Source organism: Methylobacterium sp. Leaf93, from assembly GCF_001422345.1.
Classification (GTDB): Bacteria; Pseudomonadota; Alphaproteobacteria; order Rhizobiales; family Beijerinckiaceae; genus Methylobacterium; species Methylobacterium bullatum.
In genome coordinates, this window is the sequence record NZ_LMMS01000026.1 from 25,177 (window position 1) to 51,390 (window position 26,214).

General features: G+C 67.1%; 25 protein-coding genes. 7 read left to right on the forward strand and 18 right to left on the reverse strand.

Going from position 1 to position 26,214, the window contains the following annotated elements; translation table 11 throughout:
* Positions 1-151: 151 nt before the first annotated feature.
* The 6 genes from ASF26_RS13820 to ASF26_RS13845 all read right to left on the reverse strand — a co-directional run bounded on the left by ASF26_RS13820 (position 152) and on the right by ASF26_RS13845 (position 3,848).
* On the reverse strand, positions 152-361 hold the full coding sequence (locus ASF26_RS13820; RefSeq protein WP_244475936.1) for a hypothetical protein: 210 nt from the start codon (positions 359-361) through the stop codon (positions 152-154).
* A 111-nt stretch (positions 362-472) separates the two neighbouring features.
* On the reverse strand, positions 473-907 hold the full coding sequence (locus ASF26_RS13825) for a response regulator (protein WP_056255776.1): 435 nt from the start codon (positions 905-907) through the stop codon (positions 473-475).
* A 236-nt stretch (positions 908-1,143) separates the two neighbouring features.
* Positions 1,144-2,043 carry a dienelactone hydrolase family protein gene (locus tag ASF26_RS13830; RefSeq protein ID WP_056255007.1) on the reverse strand — a complete coding sequence of 300 codons (900 nt, stop codon included), beginning with the start codon at positions 2,041-2,043 and terminating at the stop codon, positions 1,144-1,146.
* A 70-nt stretch (positions 2,044-2,113) separates the two neighbouring features.
* Entirely contained in the window at positions 2,114-2,575 is a 462-nt protein-coding gene (locus tag ASF26_RS13835; protein WP_056255010.1) for a hypothetical protein, read from the reverse strand.
* A gap of 157 nt (positions 2,576-2,732) precedes the next feature.
* Entirely contained in the window at positions 2,733-3,218 is a 486-nt protein-coding gene (locus ASF26_RS13840; protein ID WP_056255013.1) for a DUF192 domain-containing protein, read from the reverse strand.
* Positions 3,219-3,230: 12 nt separating this feature from the next.
* Positions 3,231-3,848 carry a cold-shock protein gene (locus ASF26_RS13845; protein WP_056255015.1) on the reverse strand — a complete coding sequence of 206 codons (618 nt, stop codon included), beginning with the start codon at positions 3,846-3,848 and terminating at the stop codon, positions 3,231-3,233.
* A gap of 481 nt (positions 3,849-4,329) precedes the next feature.
* Here ASF26_RS13845 and ASF26_RS13850 point away from each other — a divergent pair, with 481 nt between their 5' ends.
* Positions 4,330-5,328: a heparan-alpha-glucosaminide N-acetyltransferase gene (locus ASF26_RS13850; RefSeq protein ID WP_056255777.1), complete on the forward strand. Its 999-nt coding sequence runs from the start codon at positions 4,330-4,332 to the stop codon at positions 5,326-5,328.
* A 104-nt stretch (positions 5,329-5,432) separates the two neighbouring features.
* Here the strand turns inward: ASF26_RS13850 and efp are convergent, their stop codons facing one another.
* Complete coding sequence (efp, locus tag ASF26_RS13855; protein ID WP_056255017.1) at positions 5,433-5,999, reverse strand: elongation factor P; 567 nt, start codon at positions 5,997-5,999, stop codon at positions 5,433-5,435.
* Positions 6,000-6,165: 166 nt separating this feature from the next.
* On the opposite strand from efp, the gene epmA reads away from it, so the two are divergent.
* The 3 genes from epmA to ASF26_RS13870 are packed head-to-tail and all read left to right on the forward strand — an operon-like array spanning position 6,166 to position 9,171.
* A complete protein-coding gene (gene epmA, locus ASF26_RS13860; RefSeq protein ID WP_056255020.1) occupies positions 6,166-7,239 on the forward strand; it encodes an EF-P lysine aminoacylase EpmA in 1,074 nt (357 codons plus the stop codon).
* 8 nt (positions 7,240-7,247) lie between these two features.
* Positions 7,248-8,309: a lysine-2,3-aminomutase-like protein gene (locus ASF26_RS13865; protein WP_056255780.1), complete on the forward strand. Its 1,062-nt coding sequence runs from the start codon at positions 7,248-7,250 to the stop codon at positions 8,307-8,309.
* A gap of 49 nt (positions 8,310-8,358) precedes the next feature.
* Entirely contained in the window at positions 8,359-9,171 is an 813-nt protein-coding gene (locus ASF26_RS13870) for a YdcF family protein (RefSeq protein WP_056255025.1), read from the forward strand.
* 20 nt (positions 9,172-9,191) lie between these two features.
* Here ASF26_RS13870 and ASF26_RS13875 read toward each other — a convergent pair whose 3' ends face one another.
* The 3 genes from ASF26_RS13875 to ASF26_RS13885 form a co-directional block, all read right to left on the reverse strand.
* Entirely contained in the window at positions 9,192-9,488 is a 297-nt protein-coding gene (locus ASF26_RS13875) for a DUF3253 domain-containing protein (protein WP_056255028.1), read from the reverse strand.
* Positions 9,485-10,222 (reverse strand): DUF599 domain-containing protein, encoded by a 738-nt coding sequence (locus tag ASF26_RS13880; protein WP_056255031.1) that lies wholly within the window; start codon positions 10,220-10,222, stop codon positions 9,485-9,487. Before ASF26_RS13880 ends, ASF26_RS13875 begins: the two co-directional genes overlap by 4 nt.
* 169 nt (positions 10,223-10,391) lie before the next feature.
* Complete coding sequence (locus tag ASF26_RS13885) at positions 10,392-10,649, reverse strand: acylphosphatase (RefSeq protein WP_244475937.1); 258 nt, start codon at positions 10,647-10,649, stop codon at positions 10,392-10,394.
* A 319-nt stretch (positions 10,650-10,968) separates the two neighbouring features.
* Between ASF26_RS13885 and ASF26_RS13890 the strand changes: the two genes are divergently transcribed.
* Positions 10,969-12,060: a DUF4272 domain-containing protein gene (locus ASF26_RS13890; RefSeq protein ID WP_056255035.1), complete on the forward strand. Its 1,092-nt coding sequence runs from the start codon at positions 10,969-10,971 to the stop codon at positions 12,058-12,060.
* An 87-nt stretch (positions 12,061-12,147) separates the two neighbouring features.
* Here ASF26_RS13890 and ASF26_RS13895 read toward each other — a convergent pair whose 3' ends face one another.
* The 4 genes from ASF26_RS13895 to ASF26_RS13910 all read right to left on the reverse strand — a co-directional run bounded on the left by ASF26_RS13895 (position 12,148) and on the right by ASF26_RS13910 (position 16,298).
* Positions 12,148-12,579, reverse strand: a complete 432-nt coding sequence (locus ASF26_RS13895; protein ID WP_056255038.1) for a gamma-glutamylcyclotransferase — start codon at positions 12,577-12,579, stop codon at positions 12,148-12,150.
* A gap of 124 nt (positions 12,580-12,703) precedes the next feature.
* Positions 12,704-14,707, reverse strand: a complete 2,004-nt coding sequence (locus ASF26_RS13900) for an acetyl/propionyl/methylcrotonyl-CoA carboxylase subunit alpha (RefSeq protein WP_056255041.1) — start codon at positions 14,705-14,707, stop codon at positions 12,704-12,706.
* A 250-nt stretch (positions 14,708-14,957) separates the two neighbouring features.
* Positions 14,958-15,410 (reverse strand): hypothetical protein, encoded by a 453-nt coding sequence (locus tag ASF26_RS13905; protein WP_056255045.1) that lies wholly within the window; start codon positions 15,408-15,410, stop codon positions 14,958-14,960.
* Between the two features lie 204 nt (positions 15,411-15,614).
* On the reverse strand, positions 15,615-16,298 hold the full coding sequence (locus ASF26_RS13910; RefSeq protein WP_056255048.1) for a L,D-transpeptidase: 684 nt from the start codon (positions 16,296-16,298) through the stop codon (positions 15,615-15,617).
* 190 nt (positions 16,299-16,488) lie between these two features.
* Here ASF26_RS13910 and ASF26_RS13915 point away from each other — a divergent pair, with 190 nt between their 5' ends.
* Positions 16,489-17,418, forward strand: a complete 930-nt coding sequence (locus ASF26_RS13915; protein WP_056255784.1) for a histone deacetylase family protein — start codon at positions 16,489-16,491, stop codon at positions 17,416-17,418.
* Positions 17,419-17,425: 7 nt separating this feature from the next.
* On the opposite strand, the gene ribB is transcribed toward ASF26_RS13915, so the two are convergent.
* Genes ribB through ASF26_RS13930 form a run of 3 tightly spaced genes read right to left on the reverse strand, consistent with a single transcriptional unit; the run spans position 17,426 to position 20,843 of the window.
* Complete coding sequence (gene ribB / locus ASF26_RS13920) at positions 17,426-18,502, reverse strand: 3,4-dihydroxy-2-butanone-4-phosphate synthase (RefSeq protein WP_056255051.1); 1,077 nt, start codon at positions 18,500-18,502, stop codon at positions 17,426-17,428.
* Between the two features lie 48 nt (positions 18,503-18,550).
* The gene (gene aroC / locus ASF26_RS13925) at positions 18,551-19,654 is read right to left on the reverse strand and encodes a chorismate synthase (protein WP_056255054.1); all 1,104 of its coding nucleotides are present in this window, start codon (positions 19,652-19,654) and stop codon (positions 18,551-18,553) included.
* A gap of 49 nt (positions 19,655-19,703) precedes the next feature.
* On the reverse strand, positions 19,704-20,843 hold the full coding sequence (locus tag ASF26_RS13930; protein WP_018044428.1) for an anhydro-N-acetylmuramic acid kinase: 1,140 nt from the start codon (positions 20,841-20,843) through the stop codon (positions 19,704-19,706).
* Between the two features lie 123 nt (positions 20,844-20,966).
* Between ASF26_RS13930 and tyrS the strand changes: the two genes are divergently transcribed.
* Positions 20,967-22,256, forward strand: a complete 1,290-nt coding sequence (tyrS, locus tag ASF26_RS13935) for a tyrosine--tRNA ligase (RefSeq protein WP_056255057.1) — start codon at positions 20,967-20,969, stop codon at positions 22,254-22,256.
* A 393-nt stretch (positions 22,257-22,649) separates the two neighbouring features.
* Here the strand turns inward: tyrS and ASF26_RS13940 are convergent, their stop codons facing one another.
* Positions 22,650-26,108, reverse strand: coding sequence for a DUF3971 domain-containing protein (locus tag ASF26_RS13940; RefSeq protein ID WP_056255060.1), 3,459 nt, complete (start codon positions 26,106-26,108; stop codon positions 22,650-22,652).
* Between the last annotated feature and the right edge of the window lie 106 nt (positions 26,109-26,214).

The window sequence follows — 26,214 nt, forward strand, 5'->3', positions numbered from 1 at the left end:
CGTCAGATCGATCCGGAGGGGCGCGTCCGGAATATCAGGTTTTCAGCGATGAAGGCCAGGCGATACCGGTCTCTCGCCAAGTCCTGAGGGGTTGCGTCATTCAGGCCGCACCAATGGTAGGATCAGGATCACGACAAAAGAGACATCGCCCTTATCGCGTCTCCGCTCCCGGATTGCATCTGTCGTCGATGAGTTTCGCCAGACGAAGCAATTCCTCGGGCACGGAATGGTCGATGATCTCACTGTAAAGAGTGCGCAGATTGTCGCCGACATTCTGCATCATCCTCGACTCCGAGTAGACGGTATACGATTGTCCGGATCGACTGATATTGGCCATGGTCATCGTGGCAGTGGTGCTCATTTGAAGCTCGTGCAGTCTGGTTCCATCAATCATGAACCCATGGACCAACGGCTGGAGCCGAAGAAGTTTCCTTTTAAACTAGGATAATTGTGGCTACCGGCCGAACGACCTTCAGGGGGTGTTGCCGCCGATCCTGTCGATGCCCGGCCCTTGCTCGTGCGTGCGGCCTGAAGCCTCTTCGACCCAGGCCAGGATATCTGACGCTCGCCACGGCTTCGGGATGAAGGTCGCAGAAACCCGCAGATCGCTCGGCTGATCGCCGGCATCGCCGGAGGTCAGCAGGACCCGCACACGGGGCCAGGTGACGCCGATGATCCGGGCGAGTTCGAAGCCTCCGATGGGACCGGGGGTGCGCACATCGGAGAAGACGACGCTCACCGCACCGTCCTTCTCGTTCAGGATCGCCAAGGCTCGCTCGGCGGTTTCCGCCTCGATGACGCTGAAGCCGGTCTCTTCCAGTAAAGCGGCCGCGAGAAATCGCTCGTCGGGCTCGTCCTCGACGACGAGGATCACCGGTTTCGCGCCCGATGGATTCACAGCACTCATGGGTCCGGAACGCTCTTCAGGGCTGACGGCCGCATCGGCCGCCATCCCAGCAACGCTATGTAGTCCTGCCCGTCAATGTGTCGATCCAGCGCTCGGATCATGAATTTCGGCGGGTTCGCGCCGCAAAATCATCATCAAGGTGCCGGTTTCTCAATTCTAGCAGAGGGAACGCTCTCGCGGGAGATGCCGGATCGCCCCGCCGAGCCATTCTTCGCGCCGGCGCAATGCCGTACGATTTACCCGACCCCGTGGCTTTTGAGAAACGCCAGAGCGCGAGCCCAACCCTGCTCGGCGCTGTCCTTACGATAGCTCGGCCGGTAATCGGCGTGAAACCCGTGCGGCGCCTCCGGGAAGACGACGAGCTCGACGCTGCGCCCCGCGGCGTTCGCCCGGTCGCGGGCGTCCTCGACGCTGGCTACGGGGATGCCCGTATCGGCGCCGCCGTAGATCGCGAGGAGCGGTGCATGGAGATCGGTCGCCACGTCCCCCGCCGTTTTAGGCTGAAGCTCCGTGCGATCGCCGCCTAGCGGACCGTACCATGCGACCGCTGCCTTCAGGTCGCGTCTGTGTGCCGCGTAGAGCCATGCTCCGCGTCCTCCGCGACACCATCCCATCGTGCCGATCCGACCCGCATCGGCCTTCGAATCGGCGATGGCCCAGGATGCGGCGGCGTCGAGATCCGCGATCCACTGGGCGTCCGGGGTCTTCAGGATGACGTCGCGGACGATCGTCTTCACGTCCGTCATCGTCGAGAGGTCGCCTTGCCGCGCGTAGAGTTCTGGCGCGACCGCGCAATAGCCGACCTTGGCCAGACGGCGGCAGACGTCCTTGATGTATTCGTGAACCCCGAAAATCTCTTCGATCACGAGAATCAGGGGAAACGGACCCGCCCCTTCGGGCATTGCCCGATAACCCGGCATCGGCCCGTCGGCCGCCGGAATCTTTACTTCGCCGGCGACGAGATCGGCTGAATCCGTCGTGACCACCTGCGCCTGCGCATTCGCCTCGGCCAGGGTGAACCCGGCGATGAGGCTCGTCATGACGAAGCCCCGCCGCGAGAAGGGCGGGACCACGAGCCCGTCGAGGCCGCCCAGTCCCTGGCTCCGCTGGTCCTTGTCCGTCCCGTGATCGTCCATGGGATGCTCTCCTGCCCGGCGCCATACGGCGCGTCTTCAGACAACTAGAGCATCCCCCGGAGAGGTCACGTCAGGACAGGGCCGCGCGTACCGTCTCGACCTCGTCCTTGCGACCGGCACCATTGCGATTCGGGGACGGACGGTTATCCGTCGCGGCGGGCCGCCGCCGGGCTATGGATTTCGGACGCACCAGTTCCGCCAGCTTGGTGAAGCCTTCGCTGCCGGGCTGACCGCCCTGCCCCATCCGGAGACCGAAGCCGGTGACGAAGGACTGCGCCAGTGCCTCGTCGCGCACCACGTCGAACAGATCGGCGGCCGCCTGGAACGCTTCACGGAAGGGGCGCAGGGAGCACCAGCTCTTCTCCGCGAGATGGAGCGGCCATTCCCAAAGACCCGTCTCGGAGCGCCGACCCAAACCGTCGCGCGCGATGAAATATCCGGTCCCGCGATGCTCCAGACCATCCGCGATCACGCGCCAGTCGGCGTTCTCGAACAGGACTGCCTCTTCGCTCGAAGCCTCGAGATCGATCATCGCGTTCCCCTGCCATCGTCGAGGAGCGCGCTGACGAAAGCTCACTCACTCATGGAACAATGAGTGAACATTGGTGGGAAACCGAACGGGCGTCAAGACGCTTGTTCCCGCTGCGTTCGCGTGAGGCCACCGATCGAGGATGACCTATACTCTGTGTTCAGCGCGATCCGAACATCGCGTGCTCGACCCGGTCGCCCGCCTTGATGCCGAGCTTCGCCGTCGTGCCGGCATTGAGTTCCAGCACCGCCAGAACGGGTTCGCCCGATGGGATGACCTTGGTCGACAAGGGCTCGGTATTCGTAGCGATCCGGGCGATGCTTCCGTCGGGCCGGATGAAGAGCATGTCGAGGGGCAGGTAGGTGTTCTTCATCCACATGGCGACGCGTTCGACTTTCCGGAAGTCGAACAGCATGCCGTGCTCGGGCGGCATCGAACGGCGGAACATCAGGCCGCGCGAGCGCGATTCGTCGTCGCGCATCACCTCGACGGAAAAGCTGTGCCGCGTACCCTTGCTGGCGATTTCCAGAGGCTCCGTCGCCGCGACCTCCTGAGCGGTGGCGGCGCCGAGGCCCGCCAGGATAGCGACGAGGATCAGGAGCGCGCGCAAGGGCGCGAACGAGCGGGCGTCGTTGAACGGTGTCACGTGGTCATTCCGTCAGTGGGAGGCGGGCAGCGCGCCGTCCAGAAGCCGAACCTCGGCCGCCATCTTGCCCTTCGAACCGTCGCCATACCGAACGAGAACGGTCTCGCCTGGCTTCAGTTCGGCGATTCCATAGCGACGCAACGTTTCCATATGGACGAAGATGTCGGGAGAGCCGTCGCCACGGCTCAGGAAGCCGAATCCGCGCAGACGGTTGAACCACTTTACCACCGCCGTCTCGAGTCCGCTCGTCGCCGTCACGCTCACATGGGTGCGGGGCATGGGGAGTTCGGACGGATGCGTGGCCGTCGACTGATCGAGGGATATCACCCGGAAAGCCTGCCAGCCACGCGGCCGCTCGGTGGCTTCCACCACGATCCGTGCGCCTTCGCTCGCCGCCTGATGTCCATCGCGGCGAAGGCAGGTGATGTGAACCAGCACATCGGCGGAGCCGTCGTCCGGCAGGATGAAGCCGAACCCTTTCGACACGTCGAACCACTTGATGCGGCCTGACACCTCGACGAGGTCGAGGGGGCGCAGCACCTCTCCGTCGGCGAGCTCGGTACTGCGCCCGTTGGCCGATTCCCCCGAGGCGTGAAGCCCATGCGGGCCTGATCCGACATCGTCCGACATGTAAGCAACCCACACCGAATCACGCGTCGCGATCCGCACCATAGATTAACAAAGTCGCAACCCGGCGGAAGCCTGTTTGACCGACATCGACTGCGGCGATTGATACATTCTTCATCATATCGGCTCGGGCGCAACAAACCGTCCGGGACGCGGCACTGGCGCCGAATCCTCTCCGGGGCCTCTATCGCGGATCCTTTCTGCCGGAGTGCGGATCGTGTTCCGGCCGATCATGATCGGTCGCCATCATCTCGGGAGAAGCCTTGCATTTGTTCATCGCGCCGGAGCGAACGGGCGATCCGGCGATGGCGGTGCCCTTGCGTCGGGCTCACCACCGGCGATAGCCAACGCGGATGATCCAGACCTTCCCTTCCGGTTTCGGGCCTTCGCCCCGCCCGCCCTCCTCGCACCTCTCCGAACGGCACCGCCATCCGAGGCCGGGCGCATGAGCGCTTCGACGGCGAGCCCCGTCGCCGGTTCCGAAGTGCCATCGTCCTCCACGCGGTTCCGCGAGACCCGGCGGTTCGATCTCATCGACGCAGCGCGCGGCATCGCTCTGCTGGCGATGGCCGCCTACCACACCACGTGGGATCTCGGATATCTGGCGCTCACGCCGGAGAACGACGCCCTGGCGCCGCTGGGCAAGGTCGCGGCCCATCTCATCGCCGGCACGTTCCTCGTGCTCGTCGGCATCGGTCTCGTCCTGATGAACCGGGACGGTCTCCGGCCCCGCGCGTTCCTCCTACGGCTCGCGCGGATCGGCATCGCCGCCCTCCTCATCACGGCGGCGACATTCTACGCTTTTCCCGACAGCTACATCTTCTTCGGCATCCTGCACTGCATCGCCGTATCGAGCGTGCTCGCCGTGCCGTTCCTGCGGGTTTCGCCGGTGGTCTCACTGGTCGTGGGGATCGTCGTTCTTGCGACGCCGGCGGTCATGGCGAACCCGGATTATCACCTCGCCGTCTTCGACGATCCGATCCTGAGTTTCCTCGGCCTCGGCATGCTGCCGCCCCGCACCAACGATTACGTGCCGCTGTTTCCCTGGTTCGGGCTGGTTCTCCTGGGGCTCGCGCTGGCCCGGCTCGGGCTGCCGGCCTTCATGCGCAGTGGCCTGTCGCGGTGGCGGCCGGGATCGCTCCTCTCGCGGGGGCTGGCGCTGGCCGGGCGTCACAGCCTCGCGGTGTATCTCGTGCACCAGCCGCTTCTGCTCGCCCTGCTGACGGGCGTCGTGACCGTGACCGGTCCGCATTCGAAGGCCGGTCTCGCCGCCTTCCGTCAGGATTACCGCACGCAGTGCGAGGCGACCGGGGGCAACGCGCAGACATGCCGAGTGGCCGCCCGCTGCGTCGCCGACGCCCTCCAGCGCGAGAATCTGTGGGCGATCAAAGGGCGGAGTTTCAATGTCGAGGAGCGGGCGAAGGCTCAGGCTCTGTCCCAATCCTGTTACGAAACGGCCGATGGTCCAGCGGTATCGCCGTGAGTCCGTCTTGAACGAAAGGCACCCGCCTCACGAGGGAGGCGGGTGCCGAAGCCTTCGATGAACATGAGCCTCGAGGATCCACGGTGATCGGGGATCCTTGATCCTCAATCTTTGGCGCGTTCCACGTAGGAACCGTCTTCCGTCAGGATCACCACGCGAGTGCCCACAGCCACATGCGGCGGCACGGCGGTGCGCACGCCGTTGGATAGGATCGCCGGCTTGTAGGAGGAAGAGGCCGTCTGGCCCTTCATCGCCGGCTCGGTCTCGGTGATCTCGAGGGTGACGCGCTGGGGCAGTTCGATCGTGAGCGGCACATCGTTGTGCAGGGCCAGCATCACCTTCATGCCCTCCTGAAGGTAAGGCGCGGCGCTGCCGACGACGTCCTTGGGCACCGCCACCTGATCGTAGTTCTCAGGGTTCATGAAGTGGTAGCCCTCGCCATCCTCGTACAGGAAGGTGTGCTCGCGGTCCTCCACGAAGGCGCGTTCCACCGATTCGGTGGTGCGGTAGCGCTCGGACACCTTCACCCCGTCGGTGATGCGGCGCATGTCGAGCTGCGTCACGGGAGTGCCCTTGCCGGGATGGATGTTCTCCACCGTCAAGATGACGTAGAGCTTGCCGTCCTTGTCGACGACGTTGCCCTTGCGGAGCGTAGAGGCGATCACCTTCACGGGGTCAGATCCTGTTCGAGACAATAACAATATATGCGATGCCCCGGCGCGGATTCGGCCCACGGGAGCGACATCTGTGCCCCGCCACTAACCTATCCGGCGGCCTGTTGCCAGCAGCACGGCGCCGGCATGCGCTTTTGACGTGCCGGCTACGGGACGCGCGGGCGTGACCAGTTCTCCCTCGCCCTGGTGGGCACCGCACCGGCATACCGACCGCCGACCGGCGCTTCTGGCGCGAAACCGCATCGTCGCGGCCCTGCGCGGGCACTTCGCGGCCCGCGACTTCGTCGAGGTCGAAGCCGCCGCCCTCCAGGTCTCGCCGGGCAACGAGGCCCATCTCTCGGCCTTCGCCACCTCGGCCATGGGCCATGACGGAGCCGCCTCCCCGCTCTATCTCCACACATCGCCGGAATTCGCCTGCAAGAAGCTGCTGGCGGCGGGAGAGACGCGGCTGTTCAGTCTGGCGCGGGTGTTCCGCAACCGCGAGCGCGGTCCCCTGCACCATCCGGAATTCACCATGCTCGAATGGTACCGGGCCGGCGAGGACTACGAAGTCTTGATGCGCGACTGCGCCGAGATCCTGGCGCTGGCGGCCGACGAGGCGAAGGTCCGCTCCTTCCGCTTTCGCGGCCGGGAATCAGATCCCTTCGCGGCCTTCGAGCGCCTCACCCTCGCCGAGGCGTTCTGGCGCCATGCCGGCATCGACCTCCTGGCGACGATCGAGCCCGGCGGGGGCACGGACAGGGACGGCCTCGCCGCCGCAATGGCCGCCTGCGGCCTGCGGGTGGCGGAAGACGATTCCTGGGCCGACCTGTTCAGCCGCGTCCTCGTCGCCCTGATCGAGCCGAAGCTCGGCGACGGACGGCCGACCCTGCTCTACGAGTATCCCGTGAGCGAGGCGGCCCTGGCCCGTCCCAGCCCCTGCGACCCCCGCGTGGCGGAGCGGTTCGAGCTCTACGCCTGCGGTGTCGAGCTCGCCAACGCCTTCGGCGAACTCACCGACCCGCACGAGCAGCGGCGGCGGTTCGAGATCGAGATGGCGGAGAAGGCGCGGATCTACGGCGAGACCTACCCGATCGACGAGGATTTCCTCTCGGCCCTGGCCATCATGCCGGAGGCGAGCGGCATCGCGCTGGGCCTCGACAGGCTGGTCATGCTCGCGGTGGGCGCGCCGCGCATCGACGACGTGATCTGGACGCCGGTTGCGGAGACAGCGGTGGGAATGGGGGAGGGAGCGTGAACAGGCCCCTGCCCCGCTCCCTTCGCACCCCCGCGCAGCTCGTCGAAGCCGGGCTCGTCGCTACGTCCGATCTTCCCGCGCTCGAATCAGTGGCGGCGCGATACGCGGTTTCGCTGACGCCCGACATGGCCGAACTCATCGACCCCACCGACCCCGCCGATCCCATGGCCCGCCAGTTCCTGCCCCGCGCGGAGGAACTGGTGACGCGCCCGGAGGAGGATTCGGACCCGATCGGCGATGCCGCGCATTCGCCGCTTCCGGGCCTCGTCCACCGCTATCCCGACCGGGTGCTGCTGAAGCCGCTCCATGTCTGTCCGGTCTATTGCCGCTTCTGCTTCCGCCGCGAGATGGTGGGGCCGGACGGGCTCGGCACCCTGAGCGAGGACGAACTCGCCGCTGCTTTCGCCTACATCGCAGACCGGCCCGACATCTGGGAGGTGATCCTCACCGGCGGCGACCCCTTCGCCCTCTCGGCCCGCCGGCTCGGGCAGATCGCCGAGGCCCTTGCCGTCATCCCGCACGTCAAGGTCCTGCGTATCCATACCCGCGTGCCGGTGGTCGAGCCCGCCCGCGTGGACGACGATCTCGTCGCTGCCCTGAAGCGCTTCGGCGGCGCGGTCTATGTCGCGCTCCACGCCAATCATCCGCGCGAATTCACGCCGGCCGCGACAGCCGCCATCGCCCGTCTCGTCGATGCCGGCATCCCGATGGTGAGCCAGACGGTGCTCCTCGCCGGAGTCAACGACGACCCGGAGACCCTCGCGCGCTTGATGCGGAGCTTCGTCGAGAACCGGGTGAAACCCTATTATCTCCATCACGGCGATCTCGCGCCGGGCACCGGCCATCTGCGCACCGGATTGGCGGCTGGGCGCGATCTCATGGGGCGCCTGCGCGGGCGCCTGTCCGGCCTCGCCCAGCCGCTCTACGTCCTCGATATCCCCGGCGGACACGGCAAGGTGCCGGTGGGGCCGTCCTATCTTGGGGCCGACGAATCCGGCTGGCGGGTCACCGACCCGCAGGGACATGAGCACCCCTACCCGCCGGATGCGGACGGACCGGACCGGGCTTGACCCACACACGCCGAATCGTCCGGCAGATACGAGGCTTCAGGGTCCAGACATGTTCTTTCCGCTCTCGAAACTGATCTATTTCGTCATCACGCCGTCGAATTTCTTCATCCTGATCGGGCTCCTCGGCTGCGTCCTGATGTTCGGCGGCTGGACGCCGCGCCTCGGGCGCGGGCTGGCCCTCCTCGGCTTCGCCGGGCTCTTCCTCGGCGGTCTCCTGCCCCTCTCCGCCTGGATCGCCCTGCCCCTCGAAGACCGCTTTCCGCGCTTCGCGGAGGACGGCGCATCGGTCACGGGCGTGATCGTGCTGGGTGGCGCGGTGGAGACCCAGACGACGCTGGCGCGCGGCCAGCTTTCGGTGAACGATGCCGGCGAGCGGCCGATCGCCTTGGCGGATCTCGCCCGCCGCTACCCGCAAGCGCGGCTCCTCTTCTCGGGAGGCAGCGGATTGCTCGGCACCGACGGAACGTCGGAAGCCGAGATCGTCAGCCGCTTCGCCGATACGCTCGGGCTGCCGCGCACGCGCCTGATCCTGGAGGACCGCTCGCGCAACACCCATGAGAACGCGCGCTTCTCGGCCGATCTGGTCAAGCCGGTTGCGGGCGAACGCTGGCTGTTGGTCACCTCCGCCTGGCACATGCCGCGCGCCATCGGCTGCTTCCGCCAGGCCGGTTTCGATGTGACGGCCTATCCGGTCGATTACCGCACTGTGGGATGGAGCGACGCCTGGAAGCCGAAGAGCTTCGCCTCCGACGGGCTGCTGGTCCTCGATCTCGTGGTCAAGGAATGGATCGGGCTGATCGTCTACCGGCTCGCCGGTTATACCGACGCGTTGCTGCCGGCGCCGCGGGCGAAGTCCGACTGACCCTTTCGCTGCGGCTCGGCTCAGCCCTCCCCGGTCTCCGGGGCGGGCATTCCAAGGCGGTAGATCCCGCGAAAGTCGTCAGGGTCGGCCACGGGCTTGCCCTTGCGCAGGATGGCGATACGGCCTTCCTTGGTGAGGCGCACGGCCATGCGGCGAACCGGCTGCATCAGCGGGCTCCAGCCATCCGGATGTGGCCCGCCGAGATGACGCGCCACTTCCGAGGGGCAGACGGTCTTGCCTTCGCCTCGTTCGGCGACGAGGCGAAGGATCGATTCGCCGATCTCCTCCTCGCTCACGGATTTGCGCTCTGTACTCATGCGTCGGTGTCCTGCAGGGTGGCCTCGTCGTCCTCGGTGAGGAGGATGGCGCGGATGTCGGAGGTGAATTGCCGGCGCCACATGACGCAGATGACGGCCGTCGTGGCGATCATCAGGAACCAGGCATTCACGAACCAGCCGAGATAGGCCAGCGCGAAGAGAAACGCGCGCTGCCCTTTCGCGAAATGGCTGCCGGCGGCGATGTTCATGGCGGCGGCCCGTCTGGCGGCGCGGTCCATGTCGGCTTTCGGGGCGCCTGTGCCCTTGGGAGGCACCGCGCCGATGAGGATCGCGCCGTAATTGAACAGGCGGTAGGCCCAGGCGAATTTGAAGAACGCGTAGACGAAGACCATGGCGAGGCCCGCCACCTTGATCTCCCAGGTGACGCGGGTGGCGATGGCGCCGAAGGGCAGCGCGCCGAACAGGGTGAGCACGTCGTCGCCGGAGCGGGACAGGGTCAGCACGCCGCCAAGAGCGATGAGGGAGGTCGAGGCGAAGAAGGCCGTCCCGTTCTGGAGAGAGGCGTTGATCGTGGTGTCGACCACCCGGTTGTCGCGGACGGTGAGCTGGCGCGACCATTCCTCCCGCTGGCGGTTCATGATCTGACTCAGACTCGTGCGCCGCCCGCGCATCCGCGCCACGGCTATGCCGTAGCCGGCCCATGCGGTGACGAAGTAGAGGAGGCCGGCAATGTCGAGCGGCGAGAAATCCGCGAGGGTGAACGGGTGCTGCATGGGCTCTGATCGCTTCCCGGCTTGTGGCCGACCGGAACCCGGTCTCACCGGTCCGGGCCCGCTCCGCTTGCGGCGCGGACCATAGGGCATCGGCCCGATCCGTGGGAAACGAATCTCTCACGGTGAAGGATCGGAGTAACCCGCTGCCACGGATGGCGGCGGAGAGAGATCAGGCTCGCAGGATGCGAAATCCCGCATCGGGAGGATCGGCCGAGTCGATCGCCTCGACCGAGGACACGACGGCATCGGCGGGCCCGCTTCGGCAGGCATCCAGCATGGCGGCGACCGCATCGGACGGTCCGCTGAACCTGGCTTCCACACCGCCATCCGCACGGTTGCGAACATGCCCGTTCAGGCCGCGACGTTCCGCTTCGCGCGAGGTCCAGTACCGGTAGCCGACGCCCTGCACCCGGCCGCGGATCACCACGTCGACGGTTCTGATCGTAGCCAGGGTAACGCTCCTCTCAGGTCCGCGCGCCCGAACCGGGGCGATCTCGTGGCCGGAAACTCGGCTCGACTCAACAAGCAAATGGTGTTGCGATGACTTTCGTCCGAACATGATGGGTGCGGGACATCAGGCAAGCACGTCCTGCCGGGTCCGCCATCGACGGCATCGCGGTGGGCGCTTGAGTCGACGATGGACGCGAGATATCCGGCCACCGTCATGGGGCGATCGCGGCGACGCGAGGGGCCCGGCTCCCTCCGGCGCGGTCGGGACACGCGCGAATAGTCGATAAGGAGCGACGATGGACATTCTCAGGCGACTGTTCGGGCGAAGCCGGGAGCGGTCCGAGGCAGCCCCGGTCGAGCCGCTCATCGTCAATGCCTATGCCACCGTCCGCGACCTACCGCCGCTCAATTTTCCGCATGAATTGTTCGGACTGCGCGATCTGTCCGATCCCGAACTCGCGCCGCATCTCGAAGGGTTCATCGGCTACGTGATGGGACGCGGAGACGGCCAGATGACGGCGTCTCGCTACCATCTCTGGCGTCATCTGCAACGCGTTCGAAACCATGTGAGTTTCGAGGTAGTGACCGTTGATCTCGACGACGTGCAAGCCTGGGCGAACGCTGCCAATGCGGTCCTGTTCCTCCCGGACGGGTCCGTGCGAGCGCCCGACATGAAGGTCGTCATCTCGGCCGAGGGTGAATCCGACCCGGCCGCCGTCCTGCCCTATCTGCCCGACGCCGTCGCGCGCCGCGCGCGGACCCTCGACCGCCTTAGAGGGATGGAGCCGAAACCACCGGCCGCCATGCCGCCCACCATCGGGGAGGCCGAGCTCGTCCTGCGACGCCCGGAAGACGTGCTCCGGCGTGCCCTCGCGCTGCTGTATGTCGCCGCCCACGGCCAGGCGCACGCGACCGGCGGCGAGCCGATCGCGGCGGGGCAGCCGGCCTGCAATCCGGTGGGCCTCGATGCCCTGACGCCCCGCGAGGCGGGTCAGGTACGAGCCGTCGCGGCTGAGGACGCCTTCGCCATGACGTGGCGCTACGAGGCCGCCAACACCCTGTTCTGGGCTTTGGGCATCGATGCCGCCCGGATCGCCGAAAGCGATCGGCTGATCGATGTCGACGCCCTCTGGCGGTCCGTCGCGGCTCTCGCCAGCGACGGAAGCGCTTCGCGGGAATTGCGTCTTCGCCCGTCCGGAGAGATTCTCGACGCCCTCGACCGAGTGTGGCGGGAGCATTGGATCGTGCGGCAGGCCCGGCAGAAGGACCTCCGCCTCGAGAGCCTCAATGGCGACGTCGTCGCGGAACGCCACGTCGCCCTGAACTGGCTCACCGGGTTCCAGAACGGGCACGAGACCGCGTGGGACGACATCGACACCCCGACGTAGTGGTAGGCGCCGGCGCGCGGGTGCGGGGCGATCTGCTTCGCGAAGGCCGGATCGTCTGCCGCCGCAGAGGCTTGGTATGGGGTTTCCTCAGCCGCGCGGCGCCCGCAGCCAGCGGCGCATCTCCGCGATATAGGCGGGCGGGAGCGAGGCGGCTTCGGCGGCGGCCAGGACCGGCTGAAGATAATCGGGTCTCGGAGCTCCCGGAACGCCACTGCATCCGAGATAGATCAGAGCGCGTTTCACCCCGGTCGAGGTCGTCACCGGCTGATAGGCTTTGGTGTAGAGCCGCCCGGCGACACCCTCGTAGCGGTCGAGGGCCGGCACGTCGGCCAAGGCCAGATCCCAGAGGACGCCCCAGACGGTGGATGCGGGGGCCCGCACCACCGAGGCGTAGCCCTCCCGCATGATGATGAAGCGGTGCCGGTTCAGCCGTGCGGTGCCGAGGGAGGTCGAGCCGGGGCAGCGCGCCGCCATGGCTGCGGCATCCATGTTGGCGCCGTAGGAAAAATAGAGGGGCATGGGCTGGGTGACCGGGTGGGTGTTGTCGAGCGTCCCTCCTCCAGTCCGCTGTCCCGGAACGGTGAAGCGCACGGACCGGCTGGGTGAGACGATGCCCAACCCGCCGGTCCGGAGGAAGTCGCCCTCAGGCGAATTCGATGATGACCGCGTCGACCGCCAGGCTGTCGCCTTCCTTCGCGGCGATCTTGGAGATGGTGGCGTCGCGCTCGGCGCGCAGGACGTTCTCCATCTTCATCGCCTCGACGATGGCGAGGGGTTCGCCGTTCTTCACTTCCTGGCCTTCCTTCACCAGAATGGCCTTCACCAGACCGGGCATCGGGCAGAGCACCTGCTTGCCGGAACCGGCATTCTCCTTGACCGGCATCAGGGCGGCGAGCTCCGCCTCGCGCCGGGTGAAGACCCGAGCCTCGGCCGCCGCGCCGCCGTGCTGGAGCGCCACGCCGTTGAGGAGGCCGCGGACCTGAATGGCGACGCGGGTGCCGCCGATCTCGCCCGACCAGACCGGCTCGCCCGGACGCCAGTCGCTCTCCACGGTCCAGGTCTTGCCGTCCTCGGCCGTGACGACGATCTGGTCGCCGAGATCGTCCACCGTCACCGGGTAGGATTGACCGGCGAGGATCACGACGCGGTCGCGCTCGAAATGGAGCAAGGCCGGATCGCGCATCTGGCCGGAGATGCCGCGCTTGCGGGTGTTGAGCTTGTGGTCGATCGCGGCGGCGGCGGCGGCCATGCGCTGGGCGATCTCGCCCGTCGGCTCGGGCGCCGAGAAGCCCTCCGGGAACTCCTCGGCGATGAAGCCGGTGGAGATGTTGCCCGAGCGCCAGCGCGGATGCGCCATGAGGGCCGACAGGAACGGGATGTTGTGGCGGATGCCGTCGATGGCGAAGGAATCCAGCGCTTCGCCCTGCGATTCGATCGCCTCGGCGCGGGTCGGCGCCCAGGTTACCAGCTTGGCGATCATCGGATCGTAGTGGATCGCGATCTCGCCGCCCTCCTCCACGCCGGTATCGTTGCGCACGATGGCCGAGCCGAACGGCCCTTCTTCCGGCGGCCGGTAGGTGGTCAGGCGGCCGATGGAGGGCAGGAAGTTGCGGGTCGGGTCCTCGGCATAGACGCGGCTCTCCACGGCCCAGCCGTTGAGCTTCACCTGATCCTGCGTCAGCGGCAGCGCCTCGCCATAGGCCGAGCGGATCATCATCTCCACAAGATCGAGGCCGGTGATCATCTCGGTGACCGGATGTTCGACCTGGAGACGGGTGTTCATCTCGAGGAAGTAGAACGACTTGTCCTGGCCGGCGACGAACTCGACGGTACCGGCGGAATCGTAGGAGACGGCCTTGGCGAGCGCCACGGCCTGCTCGCCCATCTTCTTCCGGGTCGCCTCGTCGAGGAGCGGCGACGGCGCCTCCTCGATGACCTTCTGGTTGCGGCGCTGGATCGAGCATTCGCGCTCGCCGAGATAGATGACGTTGCCGTGCTTGTCGCCGATCACCTGGATCTCGATGTGGCGCGGGTCGGTGATGAACTTCTCCACGAACACCCGGTCGTCGCCAAAGGACGAGGCGGCCTCGGACTTGGCGCGGGCGAAGCCCTCCGCGACCTCGTCGGAGGAATAGGCGATGCGCATGCCCTTGCCGCCACCGCCGGCGGAGGCCTTGATCATCACCGGATAGCCGATCTCGTCGGCGATGGTGACGGCGTGTTCGGGGCTCTCAATGACGCCGAGGAAGCCCGGCACGGTGGAGACGTTGGCAGCCGAGGCCGCCTTCTTGGATTCGATCTTGTCGCCCATGGCGGCGATGGCGCCGGGATTGGGGCCGATGAAGACGATGCCGGCCTCGGCCAGCGCGCGCGGGAACGCCTCGCGCTCGGACAGGAAGCCATAGCCGGGGTGGACCGCCTGGGCGCCGGTCTGCTTGCAGGCCTCGATGATCTTGTCGATGATCAGGTAGGACTGCGCGGCCGGAGCGGGGCCGATATGGACCGCCTCGTCGGCCATCGCCACGTGCACGGCGTCCCTGTCGGCATCGGAATAGACGGCGACCGTCTTGATGCCCATCCTGCGCGCGGTCTTGATGATGCGGCACGCAATCTCGCCGCGGTTCGCAATCAGGATTTTCTCGAACATCTGTCCAGGCACTCTGGTGAAGCAGGAAAGGTCACGAGCGCCGTCGCGCTCAAGCTCGTTCCCGTTAAAGCAGTTGTGCGGCTTCGCAAAGCTGGGCCAATGAAGGATTGTTCATGCGCTGCGCCGGGGCGCGTGTGTATTCAAAATCACAGGGGATGGCGACCACACGGCCGCGCAGCGGTTGCGCCCCTCCTCTTTGGCCCGATAGAGCGCGTCGTCGGCCTGGCGGACCCGTTCCGAAAGTCTCATTTCAGGCCGCGTCGAGGAGTTCGGCGACAGGGGCCGAGTCGGAATCCTCCGTTTGGACGCGACGGTGTGCGCTGCCGATGGCGAAGGCCACGAGGATCTCGTGGCTGGACTCGGCTTCACGCACGATCTCGAAGGCGATGCGGGCGGCGAGCGGAGTCGGGCCGGCATCGCTACGCAGGGAGCCGACGAGCCAGCGGGCGATCTCGACATCGACGTAGCCGGTGGGACGCTCGCCCCAGACGGCGAAATTCACCACCGCGGCGCTGACCAGGTCGGCGTAGGAGGCGTCGCTCCGCGGGACCGCCCGGTCGAGGGCGATGAGCATGTCGGCCTCGTCCGCATGCGAGATGCCGTCCGGGAGCACGTCGCGGCCGAGGACCTGGACGTCGGGGGCGGTGATACGGCCGGCGGCGACGACACGGTTACAGAAGAGCTGAAGCGAATGGTTGATCATTGGTTGGTGCCTCCCCGGCTTTATTTGCGCCGGTCTGTGTTTCTGCATGTCGATGACTATGCAGGAGGCACCCGTTCAAGAAGTTAACGGCCAAATCTGAATCAACGTTCAGGTTAAAGGCTACTCACGAATGAGCCTTTCCGAATCGTATCATTGGAGCTCGGCTCCGCCGCCTCGGCGACGAAGCCGGTTTCCGTCTTCGCCTTAGCGCACCACCACCTTCGCGCCGATCGGCACGCGCTCGTAGAGATCGACCACGTCTGCGTTGAGCATGCGGATGCAGCCGGATGACACGGCTTGACCGATCTTCTCCGGCTCGTTGGTGCCGTGGATGCGGAACAGCGTGTCCTTCTTGCCTTCGGCGAGGTAAAGCGCGCGGGCTCCTATGGGGCTGGTGGGGCCGCCCTCAAGGCGCTTGGGCAGTTCCGGGCGGCGGGCGATCATCTCTGGCGGCGGGTTCCAATCCGGCCACTCGCCCTTGCGGTCGACATTAGCGGTCCCGGCCCAGGCCATGCCCGCATGGCCCACGGCCACGGGATAGCGCACGGCCTTGCCGTCCGGCAGCACGTAATAGAGACGGCGCTCCTTGGTCACGACGATGACGGTGCCGGGGGGCTCGTTCGTCTTGTAGTCGACGGTGGTGCGGGCGATCTTGGGATCGACATTGCCCTGCGGCGCCTGTTTCAGCCATTCCTTGTCGCGGGCCTCGCCGGTCAGTGCCGGGGGCTGGGCCAGGGCCGTATGCGCGGTGGGCGGGCTGAGAGGAGCGGTCGCCGTCTGCGTGTTGCAGGCGCCGAGAGCGAGGGCGGACAGGATCATCGCGGCGCCGAGCGAGCGTCGCAGGACGCCGTGACGGGATGGGATGGGCGACCGGGTCGTGGGCGACATGTGAGAGTGAGCCTGTCCCGAAGCCAAAGGGCTTCGAAGAATGTGGTTGATGGATTATGTCGCCATCTAACTCGCAGACTCATCGACGCGTAATCTCGCTACTCTGAACCGTGGCGCATTTGCATCGTATGTTGTGCGTAAAGCACAGTCGGGTCGGGTGGGACGACGAGGACGGTTCGGAGGGATGAGCGTGACGACCCTGTACGTAAGCCACCCCGCCGCGCTGGATCACCAGATGCCCGAGGGGCACCCGGAACGATCGGACCGGATCCGCGCGGTGGAGGCCGCCCTGGAGAAGGAGCGGTTCTCGGGTCTGCTGCGCGAATCGGCGCCCCGCGCTGAGACGGAGACGGTCGCTCTCGCCCATCCCGTTCCCTATGTGGAGGCGATCATCGCGGCCTCCCCGCGGTCGGGCTACGTCCAGATCGATTCGGATACGCTGATGTCGCCGGGCACCCTCGACGCGGCCCTGCGCGGCGTCGGCGGCGCCGTCCATGCCGTGGATGCGGTGATGAGCGGGGCCTGTTCGAACGCGTTCGTCGCCATGCGGCCGCCGGGCCACCATGCCGAGCGCATGCAGGCGATGGGCTTCTGCCTGTTCAATTCCGCCGCCATCGCCGTCCGCCATGCGCGCGAGCGCCACGGGGCAAGCCGCGTGGCGCTGGTGGATTGGGACGTCCATCACGGCAACGGCTCGCAGGATATCTTCTGGGACGATGCGGCGGTGATGTACGCCTCGACCCATGAGATGCCGCTGTTCCCCGGCACGGGCGCCGTGGGCGAGCGGGGCACCCACGACACGATCGTCAACGTGCCGTTGCGGGCCGGCGACGACAGCGGGATTTTTCGCGAGAAATTCGAGAAGGGGGTCCTCGCCCGCCTCTCCACTTTCGCCCCCGACCTGATTGTGATCTCGGCAGGGTTCGACGCCCACCGCCTCGATCCACTGGCCAGCGTCGAACTCGACGAGGCCGATTTCGGCTGGGCCACGCGGAAGCTCATGGAACTCGCCGACAAGCATGCCGGCGGCCGGATCGTGTCGGTGCTGGAGGGCGGCTACAGCCTGGACGGTCTCGCCCGGTCCGTCACCGCCCATATGGATGCGCTGATGGGACGATGAGGACCCCTCACCCCTCCAGCGGCACCTCGCCCAGCAGGTCGATGCCAAAGCCCGAAAGGCCCACATAGGAGCGGGACGAGGTGGCGAGGTTGCGGATCGAGACGATGCCGAGGTCGCGCAGGATCTGGGCGCCGAGACCGACCTCGCGCCATTGCCGCACGCGCTGGGCCTCCGCCCCCTCCTCCGCATAGGAGGAGAGCGGCACGCCGGCGGTGCCGTCGCGCAGATAGACGAGGACGCCGCGTCCCTCCTTGGCGAAACGGCGCAGGACGCAATCGATCGACTTGCCGCCTCCGATCACGTCGGCCACCACGTTGGAGCGATGCAGACGCACCAGCACGTCGCGTCCGTCGCCGATATCCCCCTGGACGAAGGCGAATTGCTGAACCGTCTCGAACGGGGTCGTGTAGGCGAAGCCGGTGAGCTCACCGAATTCCGACTTCACCGGGAAGGTCCCAACGCGCTCGACCAGCTTCTCGCGCGCCTGCCGGTAGGCGATGAGATCGGCCACCGACACGCGCTTGAGGTTGTGCAACTCCGAGAAGGCCGTGATCTGCGGCCCCTTCATCACCGTGCCGTCATCGTTGGCCAGTTCGCAGATGACGCCCACCGGCGGCAGCCCGGCGAGCTTGCAGAGGTCCACCGCCGCCTCCGTGTGGCCGGAGCGCATGAGGACGCCGCCGTCCTTGGCGATGAGCGGGAAGACGTGGCCGGGGCGGACGAAGTCGGATTCGCCCATATTGCCATTGGCGAGCGCGCGCACCGTGTTGCAGCGCTGCTCGGCCGAGATGCCGGTTGTGAGTCCGTGCTTCACATCCACCGTAACGGTGAAGGCGGTGCCGAGCGGCGCATCGTTGGAGGCCACCATCGGGTCGAGCCGCAGACGCCGTGCCTCGGCGCGGGTGAGAGGCGCGCAGACGATGCCGCAGGTGTTGCGGACGATGAAGGCCATCTTCTCCGGCGTGCAGAGCGAGGCCGCAACGACGAGGTCGCCCTCGTTCTCGCGATCGTCGTCATCGGTAACGACGACGATCTCGCCGCGGGCATAGGCCTCGATGGCCTGCGTGACGTGGGTATGGGGCACGGGATATCTCTTGGAATTCGCTGGGCGGATGGGCTGCGGCGCGCCGGGTCACCCCCGCGTCCCGACCTGCCCCCGGTGACGCAGATAGTGATCGGCCAGCACGCACGCCATCATCGCCTCGGCGACGGGGACGGCGCGGATGCCGACGCAGGGGTCGTGGCGGCCCTTGGTGATAAGGTCCACGTCGCGGTTGTTGGTCGTCACGCTCATGCGCGGCGTCAGAATCGACGAGGTCGGCTTGACCGCGAAGCGGCAGATCAGCGGCTGGCCGGTGGAAATGCCGCCAAGGACGCCGCCCGCATGATTGGCGAGGAAGGTCGGCGCGCCGGCATTGCCGGAGCGCATCTCGTCGGCATTCTCCTCGCCGCGCAAAGCCGCCGAGGCGAAGCCGTCGCCGATCTCGACGCCCTTGACCGCGTTGATCGACATCATCGCGGCGGCGAGATCCGCGTCAAGCTTGCCGTAGACCGGCGCTCCGAGGCCGGGCGGCACGCCTTCGGCGACGACTTCGATGACGGCGCCGATGGACGAGCCGTCCTTGCGGATACCGTCGAGATACTCTTCGTAGAATTTGGCCGTCTCGGCATCGGGGCAGAAGAACGGGTTGCGGGCCACCTCGTCCCAATCCCACCGCGACCGGTCGACCGCATGCGGTCCCATCTGCACCAGCGCGGCCCGGATGACGATGTCGGCCGGCAGGACCCGCCGCGCGATGGCCCCGGCCGCCACGCGGGCGGCGGTCTCGCGGGCCGACGAGCGCCCGCCTCCCCGATAATCGCGGATACCGTATTTGGCGTCGTAGGCGTAGTCGGCGTGGCCCGGCCGATAGCTGTCGCGGATCTCGGAGTAATCCTTCGAGCGCTGGTCGGTGTTCTCGATCTCCAGGGCGATCGGCGTGCCGGTGGTCAGCTGGACGCCGCCGGTGCGGTCGTCGGCGAAGACGCCCGACAGGATTCGGACCTGATCGGGCTCGCGGCGCTGGGTCGTGAAGCGCGACTGGCCGGGCTTGCGCCGGTCGAGCTCCGCCTGGATGTCCGCAGCCTCGATGGCAATCCCGGGCGGGCACCCGTCCACCACGCAGCCGAGGGCCACCCCGTGGCTCTCGCCGAAGGTGGTCACGCGGAAGAGATGGCCGAAAGTGTTGTGCGACATGGTGGGAGACGCTCTAGCGCGGGTTTCGGCTGAGGGCAAAGCGCCGGGCTCATGCCTCCGGCCGCGCCAGCACCCCGCCGGTCATCGCCTCCCGCACGCCGGTGGTCGACGGGAAGGTGATCGGCAGGCCCTTCAGCGAGCGCACGGCGAGATGCGCGAAGGCCTGGGCTTCGAGATAGGCCGAGGACCAGCCGATGGCGTCCGCCGTCGTGATCTCGGCGCGCAGGTGGTAGTTCAGGAGCCGCACCAGCTCGCCGTTGCGGGCGCCGCCGCCGGCGACGATCCAGCGCGTGGGGATCTCGGGCGCGTGGTCGAGGGCGCGTGCCACGGCGCGGGCGGTGAAGGCGGTGAGCGTCGCCGCCCCGTCCTCGGTGGAAAGCTGGCCGGCGAGCTTGTGCGAGAACCAGTTGCGGTCCAGCGATTTCGGCGGCCGGCGGAAGAAGAACGGATGGGTCAGGAGCCAGGCGAGGAGCGGCTCGTCCGGCCGTCCCCGCGCCGCCGTGCGCCCGCCATCGTCCAGGGGCCGGCCGGTGCGCTCGCGCATCCAGTCATCGATGAGGGCATTCCCGGGGCCGGTGTCGAAGGCGATCACGTCGCCGTTGGAGGCGATGAGAGTGGCATTGGCGACCCCGCCGATATTGAGGATGCCGAGCGCACCCTCGAACCCGGCGGCCTTGGCCAGCGCCTTGTGGAAGACCGGCACCAGCGGCGCCCCCTGCCCTCCCGCGGCGATGTCCGCGTGACGCAGGTCCGACACCACCGGAATCCCGAGACGGCGGCTCAGCGCGGCGCCATCGCCGATCTGCACGCTCATGCGCTGATCGGGGCGATGGACCACGGTCTGGCCGTGGAAGCCGATCACGTCGATATCGCTGGCGCTCAGGCCGTTCGCGGAGAGGAAGGCCTCCACCGCCTCCGCATGGGCCGCGGTGACGAAGGCCTCCGCCTCCGCGAGGCAGCCGGGCCGATCCTCGCGGGCGACCACCGCTTCGGAATCGGACAGCGCCCGGCGGAGCAACTCGCGATCCTCATCGGTGTAGCCGCGATAGCCGGTGGGGCCGAGGGGTTCGAGATAGCCGTTATGGCTACGGACCACCTTCACGTCCTCGCCGTCGGTCTCGATCAGCGCCACGTCGACGCCGTCGAGGGAGGTGCCGCTCATCAGGCCGATCGCCCGCATCATGGTCATGCCGTTTACGCCCCGTGCCTTCCGCGGTGAGCCCTGCTAAGAGCCGCGCATCACTTGACCTGCTGCTATCACGCTGGCGTTTCTCCTGTCCCGCGCCGCGACCAGTCGAATCCGGAATCCCGCATGTCCACCGCCACGCCGAACCAGCCCGAGACCTTCGCGCCGAAATCCGACTTCCTGCGGGTTCTGTCCGAGCGCGGCTACATCCACCAGGGATCGGACCTCGCCGGGATCGACGCGGCGGCCCTGGAAGGCCGACTGACGACCTATGTCGGCTACGATTGCACGGCGGCCTCCCTCCATGTGGGGCATCTGCTCTCGATCATGATGCTGCACTGGCTGCAGGCGACGGGAGGCACCCCGATCACCCTGATGGGCGGCGGCACCACCCGGGTCGGCGACCCGTCCGGTCGGGACGAGTCGCGAAAGATCCTGACGCTGGAGCAGATCGAGGAGAACAAGGCCGGGATCCAGAAGACCTTCTCGCGGTTCCTGACCTTCGGTGGCGGCGGCAATTCTGCCACCATGGTCGACAACGCCGAGTGGCTGACCAAGCTCAACTACATCGAGATGCTGCGCGATATCGGCCGGCACTTCTCGGTCAACCGCATGATGTCCATGGACAGCGTGCGGATGCGTCTGGAGCGCGACCAGGAACTGTCGTTCCTGGAGTTCAACTACATGATCCTGCAATCCTACGACTTCGTCGAGCTCAACCGCCGCTATGGCTGCGTGCTGCAGATGGGTGGATCGGACCAGTGGGGGAACATCGTCAACGGCATCGATCTCGGCCGCCGCATGGGCACGCCGCAGCTCTACGGGCTGACGTGCCCGCTGCTCACCACGGCGTCCGGCGCGAAAATGGGCAAGACGGCGGCGGGCGCAGTCTGGCTCGATGCCGGGATGCTGAGCCCCTACGATTACTGGCAGTTCTGGCGCAACACCGAGGATGCCGACGTGGCGCGGTTCCTCAAGCTGTTCACCCTTTTGCCGATGGACGAGATCGCCCGGCTTCAGGCGCTGCAGGGCGCCGAGATCAACGAGGCGAAGAAGGTGCTCGCTACCGAGGCGACGGCCCTGATGCACGGACGCGAGGCGGCCGACGCCGCTTCCGAGACCGCGCGCAAGACCTTCGTGGAAGGCGCCGTGGCGCAGGACCTGCCGAGCGTCACCGTCGCCCGCTCCGTTTTGGAAGCCGGTCTCGGCGTGCTCTCGGCCTTCGGTCCCGACCACGCCAAGCTCGTCCCCTCCACCAGCGAGGCGAGGCGCCAGATCAAGAGCGGCGGGTTGCGTGTCAACGACGTCCAGATCACCGACGAGAAGGCAGTGCTGACCATGGCCGATCTCGGTCAGGACGGCGTGGTGAAGCTCTCTTTCGGCCGCAAGAAGCACGTGCTCCTCCGGGTTGAGTGAGGCGACGGGGGTAGAACCTCGGTTGGGGCTTTCGAAAGTGTGGCGCATCTCCTTCCCCCTTCGGCGGGGAAAGGTGGCCCGCGAAGCGGGTCGGATGAGGGGAGCGCGTTGTTCGGAGAAGTCGCCCCCTCTCCCGCCGGCTCGGCGGGCACCATCCCAAGCCGGCGGCGCTACGGCATTCACAGATTTCGCGGGATGCTCCACCCTGCCCTCCTCCCCCTTGTGGGGAGGAGTTGGAGGTGGGGGTGGTCGGGTGCCCCTCCTGTTCTGCGGAGGCTGGCGGAGCCACCCCCACTCCTAACCTCTCCCCACGGGGCAGAGGGACGCGCTCTGCCGAAAAGAGCAGCTGTGTGAATCCAGTAACCCGCAGAGTGAATGGGGTACCCGGCTATCTCAGCGTTCGGTCTCTCCGGCAGACGTCGCGCCGGGAAAGCCGTCATTCCCTCCGGCGCTGAACAGACGGCGCAGGATGCCGGGCGCTAGGGCGGAGAGCGGGTTCACACTCACATCCGGCTTGGACAGGCGGCCCGAGACCCGGAAATTGAGGGCGAACAGCCCCTCGTTGTTCCCACCGCCGAGAAGTTGTCCAAACAGGGGCAGGCGTGAGACGACGTTGTTCAGCCCGTAGAGCGGGACGAAGGTGCCGTTGATGTCGGTACGTTCCTTGGCGGTGTCGAGATAGCCGCTCATGGTGAAGCCCATCGCCGCGTTGGAGATGGCGGCGTCGGTAAAGTCGACGCGGCTGCCGGTGCGGGTGAAGTTCGCTCGCAGGCGGTCGAAGCTCACGTCGTTGCCGGCGTTCTGGATGATCTGCTTGCGGCCCTTGGCATCGACGACTTCGCTGGTCGCCGGCCCCTGCGCCATGATGCTCGACAGGGCCGGTTCGTTGCGCAACATGAAGTCGCGGATCTGGACCACGCCGGTTTGCGGCCCATCACCGAGGGTGCTGCCGAGGACGAGTCGCCCGCCATACATGCGCTTGTAGATATCGACGAAGCGCAGGGTCGCACCGGCGTCGGTGGTCTCGATATTGATCGAGGGTTCGCCGCGGCCCGAGCGGGACACCACCGCCGAGAAGCCGGCTCCGTTGAAGCGGCCCTGAAGGCGTCCCGAGCGGAAATCCTTGCCCTTCATCGAGAGCTTCGCGGTGGCGCCGGTCAGCGCCTCGCCGTTGAAACCGGTGATGATGCCTAGGCTGATATCGGCCTCGATTTCCTTGGACTGGTCGCGGCCGCTCTCCTTCAACGCCTTGCCCTCCGGTCCTCCGAGCGATTTCATGAAGGGCCGGGCATCGGCCACGGCCCCCTTCACGCCCACCTTGTAGAGGTTGCCGCTGCGGTCGATCTGAATGCGCATGTCGTCGCCGGGCGAGAGCTTGAAGCTCGAGAGGTCGGCCCGGTCGAATTGCCCATCGCCATTGATTGCCGCCGTGCCGCGCGCGCTGGCGCTGCCGGCATCGAGGACGATGTCGCGCAGGTCCATGGCCCCGCCCGGGCTGACCTCTGTCATGACGAAGCTGACGCGCCCCGGCTTGCCGGCGGGTTTGACGAAGCCCGGAATCAAGCCGTCGATGGAGGCGCGGGACAGATCCGCTTCCATGCGGATGGGCGAGCGCGCCGTGCTGCCCTTTCCGATGGCGAGGTTGATCTTCAACGGGATCGGCCCGGCGAGTTGCGGCGCCACAGGGAGGCCTCGCCTCGCCCGCAGGGCCTCGTCGAGGAGGAGCGTCGCGTTGACCTCGCCCGGTGCGCCCGCCTTCGGTTGGCGCAGGTCGAGGGTGAGCGGCGAGCCGAGCACCCGGCCGTCGCCCTTCAGGGCGAAGCCGCCCCGTTCGTAGGTGACGGCGAAGCGGCCGTTCTCCAGCTTCTCCTTGCCGAACGCCTTCTCCACGGCGAGATCACTGAGAGTTCCGGTGAGACTCACCGGCAGGTCGGGCAGTTCTGGGATACGCTTGAGGTTGAGCGGGAAGTCGATGCGCAGGTCGGCATTGCCCTTGACCGTGGCCGGGTCGATCTCGACCCCGGTGAGGTTCTTGAACATCTTGGTCTGAAGCAGGGCGACGAGGGCGTCCGCGCCGCCTCCGAGCTTGAGGCCGATCTGGGCGGTGACGGTGTCCGGCGTGATCTTCGGGATCACGAACGAGCCGTCCGTGATGAAGAGCGTCCGGTCGTCCGGCATCTTGATGTCGGCGGTGACGCCACGGATGTTCGTGGTGAGGCCGGTGATGGTTCCCGTCACACGGCCGCGGCTCAAAGGGGGAGCGCCCTCGCTCACCGCCAGCGTCGCGTTGGAGACGGCGAAGTCGATATGGATGGCGCTGTCCGGCATCGGCTCGCCGCGCGTGGCGGCGGCGAGTTCGTTCCCGCTCATATCCACGGTGATATCGACCTTGTCCACGAGCCCGCCCTGGAGGTTGTCCACCAGGTACTCCCGGGCGGGCGGAGCGATATGCTCCGGCCACAGGCGCAGGGCCATGCGCCCGTCGGTATGGGCGGCGCTGATCTTTAGTGTCAGACCGCCTTCATCCGCGCTCGTATCGATCGTTCCAGTGACCCGGCCGGTGGCTCCCCCGGCACCCGCCACGGTGAACTCGTCGATGGACATGCCGCCGTCCCGCCCCGTGACATGGGCCGAAAGGGCGTCGAGCTTGACCGGTTTATCGGTCCGGGCGGCACCGCGCAGGATCGCGTCCTTGCCCGCCAGGGCCAGGGTCCATGCCGTGGGACCACCCACCGGGCTCGCCGTCCAGACACCGGCGAGATGCACCGCGTTGCCGGCACCGAGATAATCGATGCTGTCGAGGTTCAGAACCCGCTTTGCCTCATCCCAACTGACCGAGGCGGTCAGGCTTTCGATGGTGACCGGGTTGAAGTCCTTCTCCTCAATGAGGAAATTGCCGTCGCTGGTCTTCACCGTCGCTTTCAGGGTTTCGATCCGGCCGTTGTTGAGGCCGGCCTCCGCCTTGGCCGAGACCTTCAGGTCGGTCTCGATCGGCAGTTTCGATTGCCCCGAGAGGAGGAGCAGGTCGGTGACCGGCAGGTCGTCCAGGGTGATGATGCCGTTGCGCTTCCCGTCGCCGCCCTCGTGCAGGTCGCCGCCGAAGCGCCACTCGCCGTGTGGACCATCGATGCGCAGCTCGAACACCCGCGAATCTCGCACCGCGTCGCGTCGGAACAGTCCGTTCACATGCTCGAACACCCCGCGCTGGCGCGCGTCGTCGTCGATCAGGGTCAGGCGGCCATTGGTGATCCGTGCCCGGTCGAGGGCTCCGACCACACCGGCGGGATCGAGGACGATGCCGAAGATCGAGGCGATGGCGGCCGAGATCGGCGACGAGTTTCCCCGGGCACTATCGACGCTGGGCAGCGTATGAGGCTCCGCTGCGGCATGGGCCGGATCGGAACCGGCAAAGGCGATGGACCCGTCGCGGTGGACCAGGGCCGTCATCTGCAGGTCGCGGAACTCGATGGCCCTTGGCTGGACCGCGAGGCGCAGCAAACCCCAGGTATCCAGGCTCACCACCGCCATGGGAGCGCGCAGGACGAGGGCGCCGTCCGGGTTGTGGATGTCGAGGCCGGCGACCTGAAGCGCCAGGGAATTCTCGGAATCGAGCTCGATGGTGCTGTCGCGCAGGTCCACTCGCCAACCGGGGCCGATACTGCCCGCGATGGCCGAGGCCACGCGCTCGGACATGCCGTCGATGCGCAGGGGACCGTTGGTCAGACGCCAGAACGCCCCGGAAACGGCGAGCGTGAGGGCGGCCACGAGAACGAGCGAAAGCCATAGCAGCGGCCGCCGCCGCCGCCGAGGCGACCTACCCCGTCGCAAAGCTGTGGCGGTGTCGTGGTTCATCGATCCTTGAGCCGCTGGATCGGACGGGCCGCTCACGCTATCGAGCAGGTGTCCGGGATTCGGGGTTGCCTTGACCCGGCAATCTTTTGGTCCTCAGCCGAGGGGT